The organism is Rhodococcus sp. NPDC056960, assembly GCF_042674125.1.
In the GTDB taxonomy this organism is placed as follows: domain Bacteria; phylum Actinomycetota; class Actinomycetes; order Mycobacteriales; family Mycobacteriaceae; genus Rhodococcus_F.
On sequence record NZ_JBHURF010000001.1, the window covers coordinates 454,765 to 476,584 of the forward strand.

Sequence of the window (21,820 nt, forward strand, 5' to 3'; positions counted from 1 at the left end):
ATGACCACCTCGGTGCGCGTATTCGACGTCACCCGGATCCGGGAGGACTTCCCGATCCTGGCGCGTACGGTCCGCGACGGAAAACCGCTGGTGTACCTCGACTCGGGTGCGACTTCGCAGCGCCCGAATCAGGTGCTCGACGCCGAGAGGGAGTTTCTCACCACCTGTAATGCGGCCGTGCACCGAGGCGCTCACCAGCTCGCCGAAGAGGCCACGGACGCGTACGAGAACGCGCGTGCGGCAATCGCCGCGTTCGTCGGCGTCGACAGCGACGAACTCGTGTTCACGAAGAACGCGACGGAATCGCTGAACCTCGTCACCCACGTTCTCGGTGACGAACGCTTCGATCGGCACCTCGGACCCGGCGACGAGATCGTCATCACCGAGCTCGAGCATCACGCCAATCTCGTTCCGTGGCAGGAGCTTGCGCGCAGCACCGGTGCGACGTTGCGCTGGTACGGCGTCACCGACGACGGGCGCATCGACCTGGATTCGCTCGAGCTGACCGACGCCGTGAAGGTCGTCGCGTTCACGCACCAGTCCAACGTGACAGGAGCGGTGGCACCCGTCGAGGAACTGGTGCGGCGCGCCCGTGCCGTCGGGGCGCTCGTCGTGCTCGACGCGTGCCAGTCCGTCCCGCACATGGCCGTCGACTTCCACGGCCTCGGCGTGGACTACGCCGCGTTTTCGGGCCACAAGATGCTCGGCCCCTCCGGCGTGGGCGTCCTGTACGGCCGCCGGGAGCTGCTGAACGCCATGCCGCCGTTCATCACCGGCGGATCGATGATCGAGACCGTCACGATGGAGCGCACCACGTACGCACCGCCCCCGCAGCGGTTCGAGGCCGGCGTCCCCATGACGTCGCAGGTGGTCGGTCTCGGCGCTGCCGTGCGGTATCTCGACGAGATCGGGATGGATGCCGTTGCGGCGCACGAACATACCCTGGTCGAGGCCGCACTGGCCGCGCTCGGGGCCATCGACGGCGTGCGCATCATCGGTCCGGCGACCGCCGAGAACCGCGGCGGGGCCGTGTCGTTCGTCGTCGACGGAATTCACGCCCACGATCTCGGTCAGATCCTCGACGACGAGGGTGTCGCCATTCGCGTGGGTCATCACTGCGCGTGGCCGCTGCACCGCCGATTCGGAGTCGCAGCGACGGCGAGGGCGTCGTTCGCGCTGTACAACACGCTCGACGAGGTCGACGCTCTCGCGGCCGCGATTCGGCGTGCACAGGAGTTCTTCGGGGAGGTGCCTGCATGAGAATGGAACAGATGTACCAGGAAGTGATCCTGGATCACTACAAGCATCCCCACGGCCGCGGACTGCGCGAACCGTTCGGCGCCGAGGTTCATCACGTCAACCCCACGTGCGGTGACGAAGTGACGCTGCGGGTGCAGCTCGCCGACGACGGCACGGTGGTGGATGTGTCGTACGACGGCCAGGGTTGTTCCATCAGCCAGGCGTCCACCTCGGTGCTCACCGACCAGGTGGTGGGCATGCCCGTCGAGCAGGCGCTGCAGACCGTTGCCGCGTTCAACGAGATGGTGAGCAGCCGCGGCACCGTCGAAGGCGACGAGGACGTCCTCGGCGACGGCATCGCCTTCGTCGGCGTCTCGAAGTACCCGGCCCGCGTGAAATGCGCGCTGCTGGGATGGATGGCATTCAAGGACGCCGTTGTTCAGATAGTGGACGACCGCGTCGTGGACGAACAGGATTCGGCCGTTCCGACAGCAGACGGCGAACCAGCTCGAATCGGAGGACAGGCATCATGAGCGAGACGCAGACGCCGGAGGCGGACGCCACCGCCGTACCGGAGCAGGCGACGGCCGACCAGGGCGAGACCGCCCCTGCCGCGTCGGGCGCGGTGCCCGACCCGGAACGCCTCGAGGTACTCGAAGAGGCGATGCGCGACGTCGTCGACCCGGAACTGGGCATCAACGTCGTCGACCTCGGCCTCGTGTACGGCATCACCGAGGAAGAGGACGTCGTCACCCTCGACATGACCCTCACGTCCGCGGCGTGCCCGCTGACCGATGTCATCGAGGACCAGTCCCGCGGCGCGCTCGTGCGCAGCGGGCTGTGCAGCGAACTGAAGATCAACTGGGTGTGGCTCCCGCCGTGGGGTCCGGACAAGATCACCGAGGACGGCCGCGAGCAGTTGCGCGCCCTCGGTTTCACGGTCTGACGATCCACCACGGCTGACGAGCAGGGGCCCGGCGAGAATCATCTCGCCGGGCCTTTCCCTTGGTTCCGATGTCGGCCCCTGATCGCATGCGTCGGCCGCTCACTCTGTGGTGCACGGGTATCAGTGCCGCATAATTGACGGTGCGAGGTGAGACCGTTGCGGCAGACATTCTGGTTGACGACGACGATATTCGTCGGGTCCGTTGTTGTCCTTCTCGCAGTCCACACCGGCGGCGGTGCGTCGAGCGAACCCGAACGGGAAGCGACGCAGATGCTCGATCCTGCGGGTCCGGTCCTCACCCTCACTCCGTCGAGCGGGCAGCCGGGCGACCGCATCTGGTACTACGCGACGAACCTCCCGACCTGTGGTGGACCGTGGGCGGTGGAGTTCGGCGATCGTGTCCTGGGCGAAACCCGTCAGGTCGGCAGCGTCGCCGAATTCCGCGGGACGGTGCCGAATCGCGGCAGTCGCGGTTTCCAGGTGGTGGGGCTGCGTTGCCTGCCGATCCCGTCGATGGTGGTGCAGACGACGTTCGAGGTACTCGCCGTGCGTCCCTCGTCGGTGCCGACCACAATCCGGCCGCTGCCGCCGCCACCAGAGCTGCCGACACGGACGACGAGACCCACACCGACGCCCACTACCACGACGACCACAGCTCCTGGCTGAGCCGTAGCTACGGGTACGGCGACCTCGCGGCGAGCCCCTGTGCGGCCGCCGCGGCACGCACGGCGTCGATCACCAGTCGCAGCGGCGGTCGGTGCGCTTCCGTCCCCCGATGGGCGATGGAGATCGTCCGCATCAGCGGTTCGGTCAGCGGAACGACATCCATTCCTGGCGGGCGCAGCGTCAGTCCGAGGTCGGAGACGAGGGTAACTCCCAGGCCCGCGGAAACCATCGCGAGTGCCGTCGCCTGCTCGCCGACCTCATGGTTGATCCTGGGTTCGAATCCGCAACGCTGACAGGCCAGGCGCACCGCGCGGCCGAAATGCGAATTGGGTCCCGCAAGGATCCAGGGGTGCTCGGCGAGGTCCGCCAGCGTCATGGTTCTGGCGGAAACCGTTCCCGGAGGCAGTGCTGCGTGTAGTCGCTCCACCGCGATCACCACTCTGGTCAACTCCGGGTCCCACTGCATCGGGTAGTCGGAATAGTCGATCACGAACGAGAAGTCCAGCGAGCCGTCCCGCACGGCGACGGCGGTGTCCTCCGGCGCGAACTCCTTCGTTCGCACTTCGATGCCGGGATGTTCGGCGGCCAGCAACGTCAGCGCACTCGGCAGCAGGCTCGCCGCGACGGACGCCCACACGCCGACCGTCAATCGGGCCGTGACCCCGTCCTGCGTTTGTTCGAGGGCGGACGTCGCGCGGTCCACCGATCGCATGATCTCCTCGGCATGCTCGGCCAGGAGAAGGCCGATCTCGGTGAGCTGTACCCGCCGGCCGCGCCGCTCGAACAGCTTTGCGCCGACATCGCGTTCGAGCTGGGTGAGCTGTTGGGATACCGCGGACGTGGTGTAGTGCAAGGACAGCGCGGCCGCCGTCACGGTGCCTCGGCGGTGTAACTCCCGAAGCATCCGCAACCGGCGCAGCGACAGCTCCATGCCGCCAGCCTATGCATCCCCTCCGAACCGTCCAACCGGACCACGCGTTGCGTTGTGTAGAAAGCGTGAACGCAATCATTCAAGATTCTTAACTGGACGCCTGGTCACCAGCGCGCGCACTCTGAGCGTCATCAGCTGATTGGTTCTGGAGACGATGATTTTCTGAGGACGATTGGGGTATCTCGAGGTGACTACGACGACGGAACGCGGATTCGGGCGCACCCCCGAGCACCGGGAGCACGACCACCGTGAGAACGTGGCGATGCAGCGTCGGGTCGATGTGGCGACCGTGCGCAGCGGTGAGCCCCTGTTGCATGTGACGTGGACTGATCCGGTCACCGGAGCTCATGGTTACCTCGTCGTGCACACGTTGGTGTCCGACCTGGCAACCGGGGGCACCCGAATGCGGGCAGGCTGCACGATGACGGAGGTCGAGGATCTGGCCAGAGGAATGGCTGCCAAGACCGCGGTTTTCGACCTGCCTGTCGGCGGCGCGAAGGGTGGCATCGACTTCGATCCGAAGGATCCCCGCGCCGTCGGTGTTCTGGAGCGGTTCTGTCAGGCGATGCGCCCGTGGCTGGCCGCGCACTGGGTGACCGCGGAGGATCTGGGGGTGCCCCAGCATCTGCTCGACGACGTCTTCGCACGGCTCGGCCTCCAGCAGTCCTACCATGCGGCGATCAGCCGTTCGAAAAATCCGCAGAGCACTCTGCGCCGGGTACGTGCCGCGTTGAACGCCCCGGTGCCCAGCGGTTTTCTGCTGGGCGATGTGATCGGCGGCTACGGAGTCGCGCAGGCCTGCATCGGCACGGTGAAGGCGTGTGGCTGGGCTCCGGCCGATACGACGGTGGCCATCCAGGGCATCGGCACCATGGGGGGCGGCGCGGCCTGGTATCTGTACGAGGCCGGTATGCGCGTGACTGCTGTCGCCGACGCCCTCGGCACGCTGTACTGCCCCGATGGCCTCGACGTTCCCGCGCTGCTCGAACTGCGGGACGGCTACGGCGAGATCGACCGGTCTCGCGTCCCCTCGCATGTTCAGCAGTTGCCGAGCGCGGCTGTGATCGCAACGAAGGCAGACATCCTCGTCCCGGCCGCGATCTCCTATGCGATCACGACGGATAACGTCGACCAGGTCGGCGCGAAAGTGGTGATCGAAGCTGCGAATGCGGCGACGACCCCGGGGGCCGAGACGGCGCTCACCGGCCGGGGTATTCCGGTGATCCCAGACTTCGTTGCCAATGCCGGAGCAGTCGCCTGGGCCTGGTGGGTACTACTCGGTCAGGTCGGCACCGACCCGGAGGACTCGTTCCTGCGGTTGCGTACCGACATGCTGGCCAAGGTCGGGGTCCTGATCGGGCGATGGCTCCTCGACGGCGTGGCGCCACGGCAGACTGCATGGGACCTCGTCGCGACCAACCGCAGCGTGCCATCTTCTGGCGATTGTTCGTCGGCTGGTCCACGGGATCGGTTGTCCGGGTCATGATCTCGCCGATCCCCCCGGTGCGCTGACTCGCCCAGGTGCGGGAGGTCGATCCGTTATCGTCGATGGATGAGCGATGACGCGACGCCGTCCGGTCCGACCCACGCTCCGACGAGCACGCGGCGGGCGGTGCTCAACACTATGAAGGGCTCGGCAGGAAACCTCGTCGAGTGGTACGACGTGTACATCTACACGGTCTTCGCCACGTATTTCGAGGCGCAATTCTTCGACGAGAACGACTCCAACTCCACGCTGTACATCTATGCGATCTTCGCGGTCACGTTCGTCATGCGTCCGATCGGGTCGTGGTTCTTCGGCCGGTTCGCCGACCGTCGTGGCCGCAAGACCGCCCTGATGCTGAGCATCACCATCATGTCGTCGTGCTCCTTCGTGGTGGCGGTCATGCCGACACGTGAGGTCATCGGGTACTGGGCGGCGGTGATTTTGGTTCTCGCTCGACTCGTGCAGGGATTCGCCACCGGTGGGGAGTACGGGACCTCGGCGACGTACATGTCCGAAGCGGCGACCGCGAATCGGCGTGGCTTCTTGTCGTCGTTCCAGTACGTGACCCTCGTGGGCGGTCACGTACTCGCGCAATTCACGCTCCTGATTGCGCTCAGCGTTCTCGATGTCGAGGTGCTGCACGACTGGGGATGGCGGATCGGCTTCTTCATCGGCGGCATCGCCGCACTGGTCGTGCTGTGGATTCGCCGTTCGATGGACGAGTCGCTCAGCGAGTCGCATCTGACGGCCATCCGTGCGGGTGAGGACCGGAGCGCGGGGTCGTTGACGTCGTTGTTCACCGAACACTGGCGGCCGCTGCTGCTGGTGTTCCTCATCACCGCAGGTGGCACGGTGGCGTTCTACACGTACAGCGTCAACGCGCCGGCGATTGTGAAGTCCACCTTCGGGGACGACCGGGCGCTGACGGCAACGTGGATCAACCTGCTGTCACTGATCTTGTTGTTGCTGTTGCAGCCGGTGGGCGGCCTCGTCAGCGACCGGGTCGGGCGAAAGCCGCTGCTGGTCTTCTTCGGTGTGGGTGGCGTCCTCTACACCTACGTCCTGCTCACCTTCCTTCCGCGGACCACCTCGCCGCTATCGGCGTTCGCACTGGTCGCGGTCGGCTACGTCATCCTCACCGGGTACACCTCGATCAACGCGATCGTGAAGGCGGAGCTGTTCCCCGCCGAGATTCGCGCGCTGGGTGTGGGACTGGGCTATGCGCTCGCGAACTCCGTCTTCGGCGGGACGGCGCCGGTGCTGTTCCAGGCGTCCAAGTCGGCCGGTCACGTCGGCTGGTTCATCTTCTATGTGACGGTCGTGATCGGGGTCAGCTTGCTGGTCTACATTTTCGGGCTGAAGAACAAGGCGGTCACGGTGCTCGATCGCGAGCAGGGCAGTGCCTGGGGCGTGCCAGTATCTCCGGCTCGCCGCTGAGCAGATAGGCGGAGTGCACGCGAGGCGGGATCTGTCCGGGCCGGCGTTGGTCAACCTCGGTCAGGCGCGCTTGCGTTCCGAGGTGGAGGATTTCGCTGTGGCCTTCTTCGCCGCGGTCTTGGCAGGGGCCTTCTTCGCAGGCTTCTTCTTGGCGGGTGGGGCCTTCTTTCCGGCGGCGTCGACGCTGCGCTGAAGTGCGGCAACGAGATCGACCACCTCGGCGTCCTCGCCGGACTTCTCGACCTCGGCGACGGGGATGACCTTCTTGCCACCCGACTCGATCATCTCGTCGAGCAGTTCACGCAACTGCACCTGGTAGTCGTCGGTGAACTCGGTGGGATCGAAGTCGTCGGCCATGCTGTCGACGAGCGTCTCGGCCATTGCCAGTTCCTTCGCCTTCGGCTTGTCGACGTCGTCGAGGGAGGGAAATTCGGCGGCGCGGACCTCGTCGGGCCACAGCAGTGTCTGAATCACCAGCACGCCGTCCCGCGAACGCATGGCCGCGAGCCGGGTGCGCTGACGGAGCGTGAAATGGACGAGCGCCGTGCGATCGCTGTTCTCGAGGGCCGTCGCGAGCAGGACATACGCCTTGGGCGAATTGGAATCCGGCTCGAGGAAGTAACTCTTCTCGAACAGAATTGGGTCGATCTGTTCGGTCGGCACGAACTGCAGAACGGGTATCTCGTGTTTCTCGGCGGCGGGCAGCTTCCCGAAGTCCTCGTCCGTCAACACCACCCGGACGCCGTCGTCGGATTCGTATGCTTTGTCGATATCGGCGTATTGAACGACGTTGCCGCATTCGGTGCACACGCGGTTGTATTTGATCCGCCCGCCGTCCTTGGCGTGGATCTGGTGGAACTTGATGTCGTGATCCTCGGTGGCGGAATACACCTTGACCGGCACGTTCACGAGTCCGAACGCTATCGAGCCCTTCCATATCGAACGCATGCGTTCCATGATGGTCTCCTTTTCGTGTTCGCGCGACAGTTCATCGAACTTCCCGTCGCAGGGTCGAACGGAGAATGACGCCGCGGATATCGCCCGACGACGCGAGAAACATCGTGCGCATGGCAGCCAGAGTTGCGCGCGGATTCGATCGGTCGGACAGATACGCGGCTTGGAGTTGCGGTGGCAGATCGAAGAAATACTCGAAAAATTCGGGAAGGTGTTCCGCATCCAGATTCAGGAGGACACGGAGACCGAGCGATCGCAGGGACGCCACGCTGCGAGCCCGCCACGACCACAGCCGGCCGTTCGAACCGTCGAGAAGATCCCGGACCAGCAGGTCTGCGCAGAGGAGCGACGCAGCGACGCTGTAGCCGGTACCGGGGTGCATGAGCCCGGCACGGGCGCCGAACCGCACCAGGTCGGAGTTGTGTGCACGACCGGCCTCGGGCGGCGGCTCGACGGCGAATCTGACTCTCTCGACGTCCGAGTGGGACGGGACGGCGACTCCCCGTTGCCGGAGCCGGTCGTGGAGCCGGACCGCGAGTTCCGACATCGGCAGCGGTGGACGACCGACGAGACACGTCTCTTCGAGCAGGAACCGATCCTGCGTGAGCGGGACCCCGTACAGGAATGACGGCGTGTCAGAGGGGGATGTGCCGTTGTCGCGGCGCCAGTCCATGAACACGGCAGCGTCGCCGCCCAGCGCGTGTGCCGCGGTGTCCGGGTCGACCACGACCCCGTATGCCGTCTGCTGGGCGAGGTCGGGGCTGTCGCCGGTACCCCGCGCATCGACGACGGCGTGCGCCTTCACAGTCGAGCCGTCGCCGAGCCGGACGGACGTGGGGGAGAGGTCGACGGCTCGACCTGCGAGAACAGTTCCGGCATCGCGGGTGAGTATTGATTGCAGTTTCGATGTATCTAAAACACAGTAGGTGCGTTCGAGGGTGTGACGGCGAGTCGTCCAGGCTGTCGGACGGTGGGTCGCCGTGGCGACGGCGGCGGGCGGGAGCCAGTCGGGGAGTTCGTCTTTCCACGCGGCGTATGTCGCAGACCAGGCCCGGTGGGGAAGCGGATCCACCGATACGACCGCCATGCCGGCCGCAGTCGCGCGGTGCGCGAGGGCCCGGCCGGCGGGGCCGAGGCCGACGATCGCGACATCCCAGATCGCGGGGCGGGGGGAAGCTGTCACGCCGCCAGCCTGTCACGACGGCCGAGTGCTCGGCCGGAGAAATCCCGTTTCAGAATCAGGCACGGACGGAATGCTGAGAATTCCCGAATATGTCGGTTCAGTCGGGCGCGCCGGGATAGTGGGGACGCCGTCATCGCACGTTGCGGACCGTCGTGACCGCGGCTCGCCGATCCCAGGCCAGGGGGGTGTCGGCACACGGGCAACGGCCCGCAGTGGGGGAGCGCGAGGGGTGATCGAGACACGGTCGATCGGGATGGGGAATCCGCGGCCACCGACGACCTTGCGTCGGGCGACGTTGCGTCGGGCGCAGCCCGGGCGTTCAGCTCACCTTCCATCAGGCAACGGCGGCGGGGGCTTCGCGGGGCCTGCTGTGGCGGCGAAGGTTAGCGGGATCACCGGCACAGGCGTGTTCCGGGAGGGCGGCGGTCGGGTAAAATCGCTGGTTCGTGCGTTCTGCGCGCGATTTTCCTCATTCAGTGCGAGCGTTATTTTCCTAGGAGTCTTGTTGATCACCGCTACCGACCTGGAAGTTCGAGCTGGAGTGCGGACGTTGCTGTCTGCTCCCGGGCCGGCTTTGCGGGTGCAGCCCGGCGACCGCATCGGTCTGGTCGGCCGCAACGGTGCCGGCAAGACGACGACGCTCCGCATCCTTGCGGGGGAGGGTGAGCCGTACGCGGGCGAGGTCATGCGCACCGGCGATCTCGGTTACCTTCCGCAGGACCCCAAGGAGGGTGACCTCGACGTCCTGGCGAAGGACCGGGTGCTCTCCGCACGCGGCCTCGATTCGCTGCTGCGGGATATGGAGAAGCAGCAGATCCTGATGTCGGAGGTCGTCGACGACGCCGAACGCGACAAGGCCGTGCGAAAGTACGGGAATCTCGAGGACCGTTTTTCCGCGCTCGGTGGGTACGAGGCGGAGAGCGAAGCGGCACGCATCTGCAACAGCCTCGGTCTGGCCGACCGCATTCTCGGCCAGCAGTTGCACACGCTGTCGGGTGGTCAGCGTCGCCGTGTGGAGCTGGCGCGCATCCTGTTCGCCGCCTCGGACGGCAGTGGGGGGCGCTCCGATACGACTCTCCTGCTCGACGAGCCCACCAACCACCTCGACGCCGACTCGATCACCTGGTTGCGGGGTTTCCTGCAGAACCACGAGGGTGGGTTGATCGTGATCAGCCACGACGTCGACCTGCTGAACGACGTGGTGAACCGGGTGTGGTTCCTCGACGCCGTACGGGGCGAGGCCGACGTGTACAACATGACCTGGAAGAAGTACCTGGACGCCCGGGCGACGGACGAACAGCGTCGTCGCCGCGAGCGCGCCAATGCGGAGAAGAAGGCCGGGGCGCTGCGAGCTCAGGCTGCCAAACTCGGCGCGAAGGCCACCAAGGCGGTGGCGGCCCAGAACATGGCGAAGCGAGCCGACAAGCTGATGTCGGACCTCGACGCGGAACGGGTGTCCGACAAGGTGGCCCGCATCCGGTTCCCCGAGCCGGCCGCGTGCGGCAAAACCCCGCTGATGGCGGAGAACCTGACGAAGGTCTACGGCTCGCTCGAGATCTTCACCGGAGTGGACCTGGCGATCGACCGGGGGTCACGCGTGGTCGTACTCGGCCTCAACGGTGCCGGCAAGACGACGCTGCTCCGCATCCTCGGTGGAGTGGAGACGCCGGACGCCGGCGGACTGGTCCCCGGGCACGGCCTGAAGATCGGGTACTTCGCGCAGGAGCACGACACCCTCGACGACAACGCGTCGGTGTGGGAGAACATTCGTCATGCGGCACCAGACACCGGGGAGCAGGAGCTGCGTTCGCTGCTCGGTGCGTTCATGTTCACCGGTCCACAGCTCGAACAGCCCGCAGGCACCCTGTCCGGCGGTGAGAAGACCCGCCTCGCGCTCGCGGGCCTCGTGTCGTCCGCTGCCAACGTCCTGCTGCTCGACGAGCCGACGAACAACCTGGACCCCGTGTCCCGCGAACAGGTGCTCGATGCCCTCCGCAGCTACACCGGCGCCGTCGTGCTGGTGACACACGACCCGGGTGCGGCCGAGGCGCTCGATCCGGAGCGGGTCATCCTCCTGCCCGACGGCACGGAGGATCACTGGTCGCAGGACTACCTGGAACTCATCCAGCTCGCCTGAGCCCGCCGCGTAGATATCGCCGTCGCTGCGGTCTACGTAGATATCGCCGTCGCTGCGCTCTACCGTGGAAACCACCGTCGCTCGCCGACTGGAGGAGTTCATGGCAGACATCGGGGTCTTCGCCAAGAGTGCTCGGATCACGGGACCGTCGCGCGCCGATCTGCAGGCGGAGCTGAGGGAGCGATACCTGGCAGGGGCGAGCATTCGTTCCCTCGCCAGGGAAATGGGGAGATCGTACGGATTCGTCCGCAACATCCTCGCGGAGTCCGAGGTAGAGCTCCGCGGACGAGGCGGAGCTCACCGTCGAAAGTCCTGACGACCGCCCACGGGGGAGTGCGGCGTCAGTCGCGGCGGCGGACGGATTCCTCGACGAGATCGAGCACAGCCGAGAGGTTCTCGCCGGCGTGCCCCGAGGCGATGCGCGCGACCAGACCGTCGAGCACGAGATCCAGGTATCCGATGAGAACGTCGGTCGGTACGTCGTCGCGGAGGCGTCCCGCCGACTTCTGGCGCGCGAGGCGTGCCATGGTCGCCTCGGTGAGTTCCGCCGACCGTTGTGACCAGCTTCTGCGGAAATCGGGATCGGTCCGGAGCCGCCGGGCGATCTCGAGCCGGGTGCCCAGCCAATCGAACTGCTCGGGCTGGGCCAGCATGTCCCGCATCACCTGAACAAGACCCTCGTGGGCGACGACGTCGGCCATCCTCGTCGCGTCCTCGTGGGCGAGGGCGAGGAACAAGCCGTCCTTGTCCTTGAAGTGGTGGAAGATCGCACCGCGCGACAGTCCGGTCACTTCTTCGAGCCGGCGGACGGTGGCACCGTCGTAACCGTATGCGGCAAAGCAGCGGCGGGCGCCGGCCAGGATCTGACTGCGCCGTGCCGCGAGATGGTCTTCACTGACCTTGGGCACAGGCACCCTCCTTCGTCGTGTGCCTGTGAGCGCTTCCGGTCGTGCGCGAGGTTGCTCACCTCGTGCACAAAGCGCTCACGACCACCGAAAATCCGACCGCCGCTTCCGGGCGAAGTGGTCGTGAGCGCTTTGTGCCCCGTCAGGGACCGAAAGTGCTCACAGGCGCGGAGCGCCTAGGCGCCTAGCCCTTGATCATGTTGCGGAGCACGTACTGCAGGATGCCGCCGTTGCGGTAGTAATCCGCTTCACCGGGGGTATCGATGCGTACGACTGCGTCGAACACGACCTTCTCGCCGTTCTCGCGCGTCGCCGTGACCTTCATGGTCTTCGGGGTGACGCCCTCGTTGAGCTTCTCGACGCCTTCGATGTCGAAGGTCTCGGTGCCGTCGAGCTTCAGCGACGCAGCCGATTCGCCGGCCGGGAACTGCAGCGGAACGACGCCCATGCCGATGAGGTTCGAGCGGTGGATGCGCTCGAACGACTCGGTGATGACGGCCTTGACGCCGAGGAGGCTGGTGCCCTTGGCAGCCCAGTCACGCGACGATCCGGAGCCGTACTCCTTGCCGCCCAGGACGACCAGCGGGATGCCGGCTGCCTGGTAGTTCTGCGACGCGTCGTAGATGAAGGCCTGCGGGCCGCCGTCCTGCGTGAAGTCGCGGGTGTAGCCACCGGAGACGTCGTCGAGGAGCTGGTTGCGCAGACGGATGTTCGCGAACGTGCCGCGGATCATCACCTCGTGGTTGCCACGACGCGAGCCGAGCGAGTTGTAGTCCTTGCGCTCGACGCCATGGGAATCGAGGTACTGCGCGGCGGGGGTGCCGACCTTGATCGGACCTGCCGGGCTGATGTGGTCGGTTGTGACCGAGTCGCCGAGCAGGGCGAGGACGCGAGCGCCCTTGATGTCCTTGACCGGAGCCGGATCCTTCGGCATGCCGTCGAAGTACGGAGCCTTGCGGACGTAGGTCGAGTTGTCGTCCCACTCGAAGGTGTCACCCTCAGGGGTCGAGAGGTTCTGCCAGCGGCTGTCGCCCGCGAAGATCGTTGCGTAGGACTTGCGGAACATGTCCTGGCTGATCGCCGTCTTGATGGTCTCTTCGATCTCCTGCGTGGACGGCCAGATGTCCTTCAGGTACACGGGGTTGCCGTCGGTGTCTTCGCCGAGCGAGTCGGTTTCGAAGTCGAAGTCCATGGTTCCCGCGAGGCCGTAGGCGATGACGAGCGGCGGGGAGGCCAGGTAGTTCATCTTGACGTCGGGGGAGATGCGTCCCTCGAAGTTGCGGTTGCCCGAGAGCACCGCGGTGACCGACAGGTCGTTGTCGTTGATGGCCTTGGAGACCGCCTCGGGCAGCGGGCCGGTGTTGCCGATGCACGTGGTGCATCCGTAGCCGCCGAGGTAGTAGCCGAGCTTCTCGAGGTATGGCCAGAGGCCTGCCTTCTCGTAGTAGTCGGTGACGACCTGCGAACCGGGTGCCATGTTGGTCTTGACCCACGGCTTGGTGGCCAGGCCCTTCTCGACGGCATTGCGTGCAAGCAACGCTGCGCCGAGCATGACCGACGGGTTGGACGTGTTGGTGCAGGAGGTGATGCCGGCAACGACGACGGCGCCGTGATCGAGGACGAACTCGCCTGCGTCGGACTTGACGACAACCGGCTTGCTCGGGCGGCCTTCTGCGCCGTTGGCAGCGGAGAGGACGTCGACTGCTCCGTCGTCGGCGAACGACAGAACTGCGGGGTCGGACGCCGGGAACGACTCTTCGACGGCCTCGTCGAGCTGAGTGTGCTCGGTCGGGTAGTTCTCTTCCACGTAGTTGTGGATGTCCTTGCGGAACGCGGTCTTCGACTCCGACAGCAGGATTCGGTCCTGCGGGCGCTTCGGGCCGGCGATCGAGGGAACAACGGTTCCCAGATCGAGCTCGATGTACTCGGAGAAGACGGGCTCCTTGTCGGGATCGTGCCACAGGCCCTGTTCCTTGGCGTAGGCCTCGACAAGAGCGAGCTGCTCGTCGCTGCGGCCGGTCAGGCGCAGGTAGTCGATCGTCTCGCTGTCGATCGGGAAGATCGCCGCGGTGGAACCGAATTCGGGGCTCATGTTGCCCAGAGTTGCGCGGTTCGCGAGCGGAACCTCGGCCACACCCTTGCCGTAGAACTCGACGAACTTGCCGACGACGCCGTGCTTGCGGAGCATCTCGGTGGCGGTGAGCACGACGTCGGTCGCGGTGACGCCCGGCTTGATCTCACCGGTCAGCTTGAAGCCGACGACGCGGGGGATGAGCATGGAGACCGGCTGGCCGAGCATGGCTGCCTCGGCTTCGATGCCGCCGACGCCCCAGCCCAGCACGCCGAGGCCGTTGACCATCGTGGTGTGCGAGTCGGTGCCGACGCAGGTGTCGGGGTATGCCTGGCCGTTACGTGCCATGACGGTCGGAGCCAGGTATTCGATGTTGACCTGGTGAACGATGCCCATGCCCGGGGGGACGACCTTGAAGTCGTCGAATGCGCCCTGGCCCCAGCGGAGGAACTGGTAACGCTCGCCGTTGCGCTCGTATTCGAGGTCGACGTTGCGTTCGAGTGCATCGGCCTGGCCGAAGATGTCGAGAATGACCGAGTGGTCGATGACCATGTCGGCGGGGGAGAGCGGGTTGACCTTGTTGGGGTCGCCGCCGAGGGTGGTGACAGCCTCACGCATGGTGGCGAGGTCCACGACGCAGGGGACGCCGGTGAAGTCCTGCATGATCACGCGAGCCGGCGTGAACTGGATTTCGATGCTCGGCTGAGCCGAGGGATCCCAGTCTGCAATTGCGCGGATGTGATCCGCGGTGATGTTGGCACCGTCCTCGGTGCGGAGAAGGTTCTCGGCGAGAACCTTCAGGGAGTACGGCAATTTCTCGGTGCCGGGGACGGCCGAGAGGCGGAAGATCTCGTAGGACTTCTCACCGACCTCGAGGGTTCCCTTTGCTCCGAATGAATCATTACTGGTGCTCACGTCAGCTCCACTCGTCTATGAGGGTCGCCACCGACGGGGCTGTGTCGACGGCTGCAGGTACTGCGGCACAGCTGATCCGTGTGTGCGCTGTCGTGCTGGCGATGACGGAATCGGCTCATGCCGCGGTACCTCCGATAGCCTAACAGTACGCTTGTCCTGTGAGAATTCGGGGTGGAATCGAAGGCGAATACGGCGCCGATTCTGCGCGACCGCGCCAGAGAAGGTGTGCGGACGGCACGGAACTTCGGGGACTCCTCACGTAGTGTTCACGCGAGGCTTACGTTCCTACAGCAAACCCGGATGAGAGATGCCTGCCCCTATCGCCACCCTAGTTCCCGCCAGTGCCACGCTCCCCGTTTCCGCGGCGCTTCCCGTGCAGACGGACATCCCGGAGGACATCGACGTCTCGGAGGTGATCACGGATGTGTCCGACGACGGCGTGTCCGCGCCGTCCGGCGAGGTCGGTGACCTCGTCGCCGTGGTGGACCGCGCGGCCGAGCACGGTGTCAAGTTGAGCATCGTGGTGCTGGACGAGGATCCCGGGCGCGACTCGCAGCTGCGCGACCTCGCGACCGAGGTCGGGGCCGAAGAGGGTGGCACCGTGCTGGTGCTCAGCCCCAGCTGGGTCGGGACCTACAGCGATTCGATCAGCCGGGTACTCCTCGAGTCGGGTCAGGACCGCACCTACACCGGCGACGCCGTGCTGTCCGCGAATCACTTCGTCGACGAGGTCGTCGAGCCGGGTCCGCCCTGGGCGCTGTTCACGGCGGTCATCGTCGCGATCGTCGTCATCGCGTCGGCCGCGACTTTCTTCGCGAAGTCGCGCCGGGGCGCGGGATCCCGCGACGGTGGTCCGGAGAAACGGAACGATGCCGCGTCGTCGCGGACGACGTACGAGCGACAGAAGCCCTGACGCCCTCCGAATATCCGCAATAACTCGGCGGCCATTTTCACCTTTTCCGGTGGGAGTGGCCGCTGCCTGCGTCGATGCGCGAAAATGGCGCCGACAATTCTCGGTTCGGCATTTCCGCTGGTCAAATTACTCCTGTGTTATTTGTGACTAAAGTTTCCATAGAGTCCGGAAGTGTCGTACGGTGCATTTGGCGCTCTTGGGGAAGAAGTGTCGCAGGCTGGTGATTGACGTCCAGAGTGACGGCGGTGCCGTATTCGACGGTGCCGCCGAAGCGCACGGGAAGGTGTGGCTGCCGAATTTTCTCCCCACGACGGGCACGGCGCGGTTGCGCGATCGGTGCAGAACCGAGGGAGAGAGTTGTGAAGCGACAAGCACGAGCTGGAGTGGGGCACCGTAGCTTCTCCCGCAGGCGCGCTCGCACGGCGCGCCTCCTTATCGGACTGGCCATCGTCGGCGCCCTGGTCGGCAGCACACCCGGTTTGGCCGCGGCCGTGCCACCGCCGCCACCGAATCCGTCCGACTCCGACATCGCCCAGGCCCAGACGCAGGTCAGCGCGGGTCTCGGTCAGGTCAGCGAGCTGATCAACCAGGTGGCCTCCGCGGACCAGCAGCTCGCGCAACTCGACAACGAGGTCGCCATCAAGCGGGAAGACGTGAACCGGGCCCTCGTCGATCTGCAGAACGCCCGCAGCGCCGCCGACCTCGCCGCCGGCGTCGTCGGGGTCTCGCAGCAGGCGTTGCGCGACGCCGGTGCGCAGATCGAACTCGCGCAGAAGGACTTCGACAAGTACGCCCGGTCGAGTTACACGCAGGGCACCAACGTCTCCGCGATCTCGACGTATCTGGGTGCGCGGGGACCGGGCGACGTCCTGGACCGCGCGCAGGTTCTGAAACTCCTCGCGACGAGCCAGAACGCGGTGCTCGAGGGCCTGCAGCGGGCCCGGACCGCGCAGGCGAACAAGGATTCCGCGGCGCGGGAGGCCAAGCAGCAGGCGGACGCCGCCGCCGACCAGGCCGAGTCGAAGAAGTCGCTGGCCGAGCAGGCGATCGCGATCGCGCGCTCGGCATTGCAGGACCAGGCCGTGAAGAAGGCGCAGATCGAGAGCAACCGCGCGGCTGCCCAGGCGCAGCTCGACGCCGCCCGCGGGAACGTCGAGGGGCTACAGGGGCAGCGTGAGGCGTACGCGACGTGGGACGAGCAGCGCCGCGCCGAGGAGGCGCAAAAGGCCGCCATCGCCGCCGCCGCCCGGGAGGCGGCGACGCAGGCGGCGGCCCGGGTCGCCGCCAACGAGGCGGCGCGGCAGCGTGCCGCCGAACTCGCCGCGGGGCAGCGCGCGCACACCACCATCGACGAGGACTCCGACTCGGACGGTGAGTCGACGACACCGAAGTCCACGCCCAAGTCGAAACCGTCGACCAGTGGCGAGGACCTCACCGGCAGCGAGGCGATCGAAACCGTCATCGACCGGGGCCTGTCTCAGATCGGCGTCGAGTACGCGTGGGGTGGCGGCGACGAGAACGGGCCCACGAAGGGCATCCGCGACGGCGGTGTGGCCGACAGTTACGGCGACTTCAACAAGATCGGCTTCGACTGCTCCGGCCTGATGATCTACGCGTTCGCCGGGATCGGTATCTCCCTGCCGCACTACACCGGTTACCAGTACACCGCCGGCGAGCAGGTTCCCTCGGAGGAGATGCAGCGCGGCGACATGATCTTCTGGGGCCCGAACGCCAGCCAGCACGTCGCGCTGTACCTCGGCGACGACCAGATGCTCGAGGCCCCCGAGTCGGGGGACGTCGTGAAGATCTCCCCGGTGCGGTGGGACGGCATGACCCCCTACGCTGTGCGTATGGTGTCGTGATCCATGATGTCGATGAAGTAGTCCGCAGTGCGGATCGTGCTTGGTTGCGGCGGGGGTTGCTCGCACCTGGAATAGTTGAGCAAGTACGTGAACGGGCGGAACGATCTAGGTGAAAGCGGTGGATTCTTGGTGACCTCACGTGATGATGCGGTATCGGAGGGTGCAGCCCGGAAGGAGTCGCCCGCGCAGGCCGCTCCCGAAGGTGTGAAGAACGGGGGTGCGGCCAACGGATCGGGTCCCCAGAACGCCACCGCGCCGAAGGCACCCTCACAGACTGCAGGCCCGCACAGCGCGACGACGCAGGCGGTCGGGCCCGGTGCCGGCGCGGCGCCGCAGTCGGTCGCGCCGAGTCTCGCCGCCGACGTCCAGACGCTGGAACGCGCGATCTACGAAGTCAAGCGGGTAATCGTCGGTCAGGACCGGCTCGTGGAGCGGATCCTGGTCGGTTTGCTCGCGAAGGGGCACGTGCTGCTCGAGGGCGTGCCGGGCGTCGCGAAGACGCTGGCCGTCGAGACGTTCGCGAAAGTGGTCGGCGGGTCGTTCTCCCGTGTCCAATTCACCCCCGACCTGGTGCCGACCGACCTGATCGGTACCCGCATCTACCGGCAGGGCCGGGAGGAGTTCGACACCGAGCTCGGTCCCGTCGTCGCGAACTTCGTGCTCGCCGACGAGATCAACCGGGCGCCGGCGAAGGTGCAGTCGGCCCTCCTCGAGGTGATGGCCGAACGGCACGTCTCCATCGGCGGCAAGCGGTACCACATGCCCGACCCGTTCCTGGTGATGGCGACGCAGAACCCGATCGAGAACGAGGGCGTGTACCCGCTGCCCGAGGCGCAGCGCGACCGCTTCCTGTTCAAGATCCTCGTCGACTACCCGACGGTGGAGGAGGAGCGGGAGATCGTCTACCGGATGGGTGTCGCCGCGCCGGAACCCCACCAGGTGCTCGATCCCGAGGAACTCGTCCGACTGCAGAAGGTCGCGAGCGGTGTCTTCGTGCACCACGCCCTCGTCGACTACGTGGTCCGGGTCATCGCGGCCACCCGCACACCCGCCGAGTTCGGGCTGCCCGACGTCGACGGCTGGATCGCGTACGGCGCGTCGCCCCGCGCGACCCTGGGCATCATCTCCTCGGCGCGGGCGCTGGCGTTGCTGCGCGGGCGTGACTACGTCGTGCCGCAGGATGTCCTCGAGGTCATTCCTGACGTGCTGCGTCACCGCCTCGTGCTGTCGTACGACGCGCTGGCCGACGAGGTGACCCCGGACGACGTCATCTCCCGTGTGCTGCAGACGGTGGGTCTGCCGCAGATCGCGGCCCAGCCGACGACGGTGCCGGCGGCTCCCGCCGGGCACAACGGACCGCCCGCGCCGTCCGCGTCGGTGCCCGGACCGACGGCGATGAGCCAGCCACGGTGAGTGCGCGTACCGCCGGCGCACCGAGTGCCGGCCCGCCGCCGTCGTTTCGTTCCGGCGAGCTCCGTGATCCGAAACTGTCCGCGGCGCTGCGGACCCTGGAACTGACCGTTCGCCGTCGGCTCGACGGCGTGCTGCACGGCGACCATCTGGGCCTGATCCCGGGTCCGGGCTCGGAGCCGGGGGATGCACGCGAGTACCAGCCGGGCGACGACGTGCGTCAGATGGACTGGTCGGTGACGGCCCGGACCACGCACCCGCACGTCCGGCAGTCGGTGGCCGACCGGGAACTCGAGACGTGGCTCGTGGTGGATCTGTCGTCGAGTCTCGACTTCGGCACCGCCGGCTGCGAGAAGCGGGATCTGGTGGTGGCCGCGGCCGCCGCCGTCACGCATCTGACCAGCGGCGGCGGGAACCGGATCGGCGCGATCGTGTCGACCGGCGCCCAGACCACCCGGATCCCCGCCGGCGGCGGCCGGATCCACGCCCAGGCGATGCTGCGTCGGATCGCGACCACCCCGCACGCCCCGGACGGGGTGCGGGGTGACCTGCAGGAGGCGGTGGAGTCGCTGCGGCGACCCCAGCGTCGCCGCGGGCTGGCCGTCGTCATCAGTGACTTCCTCGGCCCGATCGACTGGGAGCGGTCGCTGCGGGCGATCTCCGGACGGCACGACGTGCTCGGCGTCGAGGTGCTCGACCCGCGAGATCTGGAACTACCCGATATAGGGGATGTTGTGCTGCACGATCCGGAGTCCGGACGGACCCGCGAATTCACGACCACACCGCAGTTGCGCGCCGACTTCGCGCGAGCCGCGGACGAGCACCGGCTGCAGGTGGAGCAGTCGCTGCGGCGTTGCGGCGCACCGCTGCTCAGCCTGCGGACCGACCGTGACTGGATCTCGGACGTGGTCCGGTTCGTGTCCGCCCGCAAGCACAGTTACGGGACCGCGGTGAACCAGAGGTCCCGCCGGTGAGTCTTTCGCAGTTCACCTCACCGTGGTGGTTGCTCTTCCTCCTGGTCGTCGTGGCCTTGGTCGCGGGATACGTGTGGGTGCAGCGTCAGCGGCACAAGCACACGCTCCGGTTCACCAACTTCGCCCTGCTCGAGACGGTCGCGCCGTCACGGCCGGGGCGTGCCCGGCACATCCCGGCGTTGCTGATGGTGCTGGCGCTGGTGTTCTTCAGCGTGGCGCTGGCGGGTCCGACGGAGGACAAGCGGGTGCCGCGCAACCGGGCCACCGTGATCCTCGTCATCGACGTGTCGCTGTCGATGAAGGCGACGGACGTGGAGCCGACCCGGCTCGCCGCCGCGCAGGACGCGGCGAAGTCGTTCGCCGACGGGCTCACCCCCGGCATCAACCTCGGTCTCGTCGCGTTCGCCGGCACGGCGTCGGTGCTGGTCTCGCCGACCACCAACCGGGAGGCCACCAAGGTCGCGATCGACAACCTGCAGCTGAGTGAGCGGACCGCTACCGGCGAGGCGATCTTCACGTCGCTGCAGTCGATCGACACGCTGGCGGCGGTGCTCGGCGGTAGTGATCAGGCGCCGCCCGCCCGCATCGTGCTGCTGTCGGACGGGAAGCAGACCGTGCCTGAGAACCCGGACGATCCGCGTGGCGGGTTCACCGCGGCCCGCCAGGCGAAGGACAAGGACGTGCCGATCTCGACCATCTCCTTCGGGACGAGCTACGGCAAGGTCGAGATCGAGGACGAACGCATCCCCGTGCCCGTCGACGACCCCTCGCTGCGGGAGATCGCGAACCTCTCCGGGGGCAGCTTCTTCACGGCCTCGAGCCTGGAGGAACTCCGCGACGTCTACGACACCCTCGAGGAACAGATCGGCTTCGAGACCACCCGCGGCGACGCCAGCCGCCCCTGGCTCGTACTGGGTGTCCTGTCCGCCACCGCCGGGCTGATCCTCGCGCTGGTCCTGCGTCAACGGCTGCCGTGATCTGCGTTCCACCGCGGCCCCGCACTACCACTCCTGCACACCTGAACAGATAGGTTTGTCCCCATGTCTAACCCAGAAACCACCGATGCGTCGGTGAGGACGGTGTCCACTCCTCGCTCGGTGCTCGTCACCGGCGGTAACCGCGGGATCGGCCTCGCTGTCGCGCAGCGCCTCGCGGCGGACGGGCACAAGGTCGCGGTCACGCACCGCGGTTCGGGTGCGCCCGACGGCCTGTTCGGCGTCCAGTGCGACGTCACCGACACCGAGTCGATCGACCGCGCGTTCAAGGAGGTGGAGGCGCATCAGGGTCCCGTCGAGGTCCTCGTCGCCAACGCCGGCATCACCGACGACACGCTGATCATGCGCATGACGGAGGAACAGTTCACCTCCGTGGTCGACGCCAACCTCACCGGCGCGTTCCGTGTCGCGAAGCGGGCCACCCGGTCGATGCTGCGGTCGCGGTTCGGCCGATTCGTGTTCCTCGGCTCCGTCGTCGGGCTCGCCGGCGGTCCCGGTCAGGTGAACTACGCGGCGTCGAAGGCCGGTGTCGTCGGCATCGCGCGCTCGCTGACCCGCGAACTCGGTTCCCGGTCGATCACCGCCAACGTGGTGGCACCCGGATTCATCGACACCGACATGACCGCCGTCCTCGACGACAAGTACAAGGACATGATCACCGGTGCGGTGCCGCTGCAACGGCAGGGCAAGCCCGAGGAGGTCGCCGCCGTGGTGAGCTTCCTGGCCTCCGACGATTCGGCCTACGTCTCCGGCGCGGTGATCCCCGTCGACGGCGGCCTCGGCATGGGCCACTAGA

Annotated in this window: 19 protein-coding genes; 14 read left to right on the top strand and 5 right to left on the bottom strand. The window is 66.8% G+C overall.

What is annotated here, in order from left to right:
- From ACFTWF_RS02230 to ACFTWF_RS02245, 4 genes are all read left to right on the top strand, one after another.
- Positions 1-1,260 carry a cysteine desulfurase gene (locus tag ACFTWF_RS02230; RefSeq protein ID WP_378459635.1) on the top strand — a complete coding sequence of 420 codons (1,260 nt, stop codon included), beginning with the start codon at positions 1-3 and terminating at the stop codon, positions 1,258-1,260.
- Entirely contained in the window at positions 1,257-1,772 is a 516-nt protein-coding gene (gene sufU / locus ACFTWF_RS02235) for a Fe-S cluster assembly sulfur transfer protein SufU (RefSeq protein ID WP_072942076.1), read from the top strand. The genes ACFTWF_RS02230 and sufU overlap by 4 nt, the downstream gene beginning before the upstream one ends.
- The gene (locus tag ACFTWF_RS02240; protein WP_185729493.1) at positions 1,769-2,185 is read left to right on the top strand and encodes a metal-sulfur cluster assembly factor; all 417 of its coding nucleotides are present in this window, start codon (positions 1,769-1,771) and stop codon (positions 2,183-2,185) included. Before sufU ends, ACFTWF_RS02240 begins: the two co-directional genes overlap by 4 nt.
- Before the next feature lie 156 nt (positions 2,186-2,341).
- Complete coding sequence (locus ACFTWF_RS02245) at positions 2,342-2,851, top strand: hypothetical protein (protein ID WP_378459636.1); 510 nt, start codon at positions 2,342-2,344, stop codon at positions 2,849-2,851.
- A gap of 7 nt (positions 2,852-2,858) precedes the next feature.
- On the opposite strand, the gene ACFTWF_RS02250 is transcribed toward ACFTWF_RS02245, so the two are convergent.
- Positions 2,859-3,782: a LysR substrate-binding domain-containing protein gene (locus ACFTWF_RS02250; protein WP_378459637.1), complete on the bottom strand. Its 924-nt coding sequence runs from the start codon at positions 3,780-3,782 to the stop codon at positions 2,859-2,861.
- 187 nt (positions 3,783-3,969) lie between these two features.
- Here ACFTWF_RS02250 and ACFTWF_RS02255 point away from each other — a divergent pair, with 187 nt between their 5' ends.
- A complete protein-coding gene (locus ACFTWF_RS02255; RefSeq protein ID WP_378459638.1) occupies positions 3,970-5,268 on the top strand; it encodes a Glu/Leu/Phe/Val dehydrogenase dimerization domain-containing protein in 1,299 nt (432 codons plus the stop codon).
- Between the two features lie 66 nt (positions 5,269-5,334).
- Positions 5,335-6,705, top strand: a complete 1,371-nt coding sequence (locus tag ACFTWF_RS02260) for an MFS transporter (protein ID WP_378459639.1) — start codon at positions 5,335-5,337, stop codon at positions 6,703-6,705.
- Between the two features lie 60 nt (positions 6,706-6,765).
- Here the strand turns inward: ACFTWF_RS02260 and ACFTWF_RS02265 are convergent, their stop codons facing one another.
- Both ACFTWF_RS02265 and ACFTWF_RS02270 read right to left on the bottom strand, forming a co-directional pair.
- Positions 6,766-7,662: a Ku protein gene (locus ACFTWF_RS02265; RefSeq protein WP_378459640.1), complete on the bottom strand. Its 897-nt coding sequence runs from the start codon at positions 7,660-7,662 to the stop codon at positions 6,766-6,768.
- 31 nt (positions 7,663-7,693) lie between these two features.
- A complete protein-coding gene (locus tag ACFTWF_RS02270; RefSeq protein ID WP_378459641.1) occupies positions 7,694-8,842 on the bottom strand; it encodes a lycopene cyclase family protein in 1,149 nt (382 codons plus the stop codon).
- A 505-nt stretch (positions 8,843-9,347) separates the two neighbouring features.
- Here ACFTWF_RS02270 and ACFTWF_RS02275 point away from each other — a divergent pair.
- Both ACFTWF_RS02275 and ACFTWF_RS02280 read left to right on the top strand, forming a co-directional pair.
- On the top strand, positions 9,348-10,979 hold the full coding sequence (locus ACFTWF_RS02275; protein WP_185729500.1) for an ABC-F family ATP-binding cassette domain-containing protein: 1,632 nt from the start codon (positions 9,348-9,350) through the stop codon (positions 10,977-10,979).
- A 100-nt stretch (positions 10,980-11,079) separates the two neighbouring features.
- Positions 11,080-11,295: a helix-turn-helix domain-containing protein gene (locus tag ACFTWF_RS02280; protein ID WP_378459642.1), complete on the top strand. Its 216-nt coding sequence runs from the start codon at positions 11,080-11,082 to the stop codon at positions 11,293-11,295.
- A 25-nt stretch (positions 11,296-11,320) separates the two neighbouring features.
- Here the strand turns inward: ACFTWF_RS02280 and ACFTWF_RS02285 are convergent, their stop codons facing one another.
- Together ACFTWF_RS02285 and acnA are read right to left on the bottom strand one after the other, a co-directional pair.
- Positions 11,321-11,887 (bottom strand): TetR/AcrR family transcriptional regulator, encoded by a 567-nt coding sequence (locus tag ACFTWF_RS02285; RefSeq protein WP_378459643.1) that lies wholly within the window; start codon positions 11,885-11,887, stop codon positions 11,321-11,323.
- A 181-nt stretch (positions 11,888-12,068) separates the two neighbouring features.
- Positions 12,069-14,870, bottom strand: coding sequence for an aconitate hydratase AcnA (gene acnA, locus ACFTWF_RS02290; RefSeq protein ID WP_378459644.1), 2,802 nt, complete (start codon positions 14,868-14,870; stop codon positions 12,069-12,071).
- Positions 14,871-15,177: 307 nt separating this feature from the next.
- On the opposite strand from acnA, the gene ACFTWF_RS02295 reads away from it, so the two are divergent.
- From ACFTWF_RS02295 to fabG1, 6 genes are all read left to right on the top strand, one after another.
- Positions 15,178-15,783: a DUF6676 family protein gene (locus ACFTWF_RS02295; RefSeq protein ID WP_378459645.1), complete on the top strand. Its 606-nt coding sequence runs from the start codon at positions 15,178-15,180 to the stop codon at positions 15,781-15,783.
- A 383-nt stretch (positions 15,784-16,166) separates the two neighbouring features.
- Positions 16,167-17,645 carry an NlpC/P60 family protein gene (locus ACFTWF_RS02300; protein WP_378459646.1) on the top strand — a complete coding sequence of 493 codons (1,479 nt, stop codon included), beginning with the start codon at positions 16,167-16,169 and terminating at the stop codon, positions 17,643-17,645.
- 129 nt (positions 17,646-17,774) lie between these two features.
- Positions 17,775-19,058 (top strand): AAA family ATPase, encoded by a 1,284-nt coding sequence (locus ACFTWF_RS02305; protein ID WP_378459647.1) that lies wholly within the window; start codon positions 17,775-17,777, stop codon positions 19,056-19,058.
- Entirely contained in the window at positions 19,055-20,029 is a 975-nt protein-coding gene (locus ACFTWF_RS02310; RefSeq protein ID WP_378459648.1) for a DUF58 domain-containing protein, read from the top strand. Before ACFTWF_RS02305 ends, ACFTWF_RS02310 begins: the two co-directional genes overlap by 4 nt.
- The gene (locus ACFTWF_RS02315) at positions 20,026-21,006 is read left to right on the top strand and encodes a VWA domain-containing protein (RefSeq protein ID WP_378459649.1); all 981 of its coding nucleotides are present in this window, start codon (positions 20,026-20,028) and stop codon (positions 21,004-21,006) included. Before ACFTWF_RS02310 ends, ACFTWF_RS02315 begins: the two co-directional genes overlap by 4 nt.
- A 63-nt stretch (positions 21,007-21,069) precedes the next feature.
- The gene (gene fabG1 / locus ACFTWF_RS02320) at positions 21,070-21,819 is read left to right on the top strand and encodes a 3-oxoacyl-ACP reductase FabG1 (protein ID WP_185729507.1); all 750 of its coding nucleotides are present in this window, start codon (positions 21,070-21,072) and stop codon (positions 21,817-21,819) included.
- The last annotated feature ends 1 nt before the right edge of the window (position 21,820 follow it).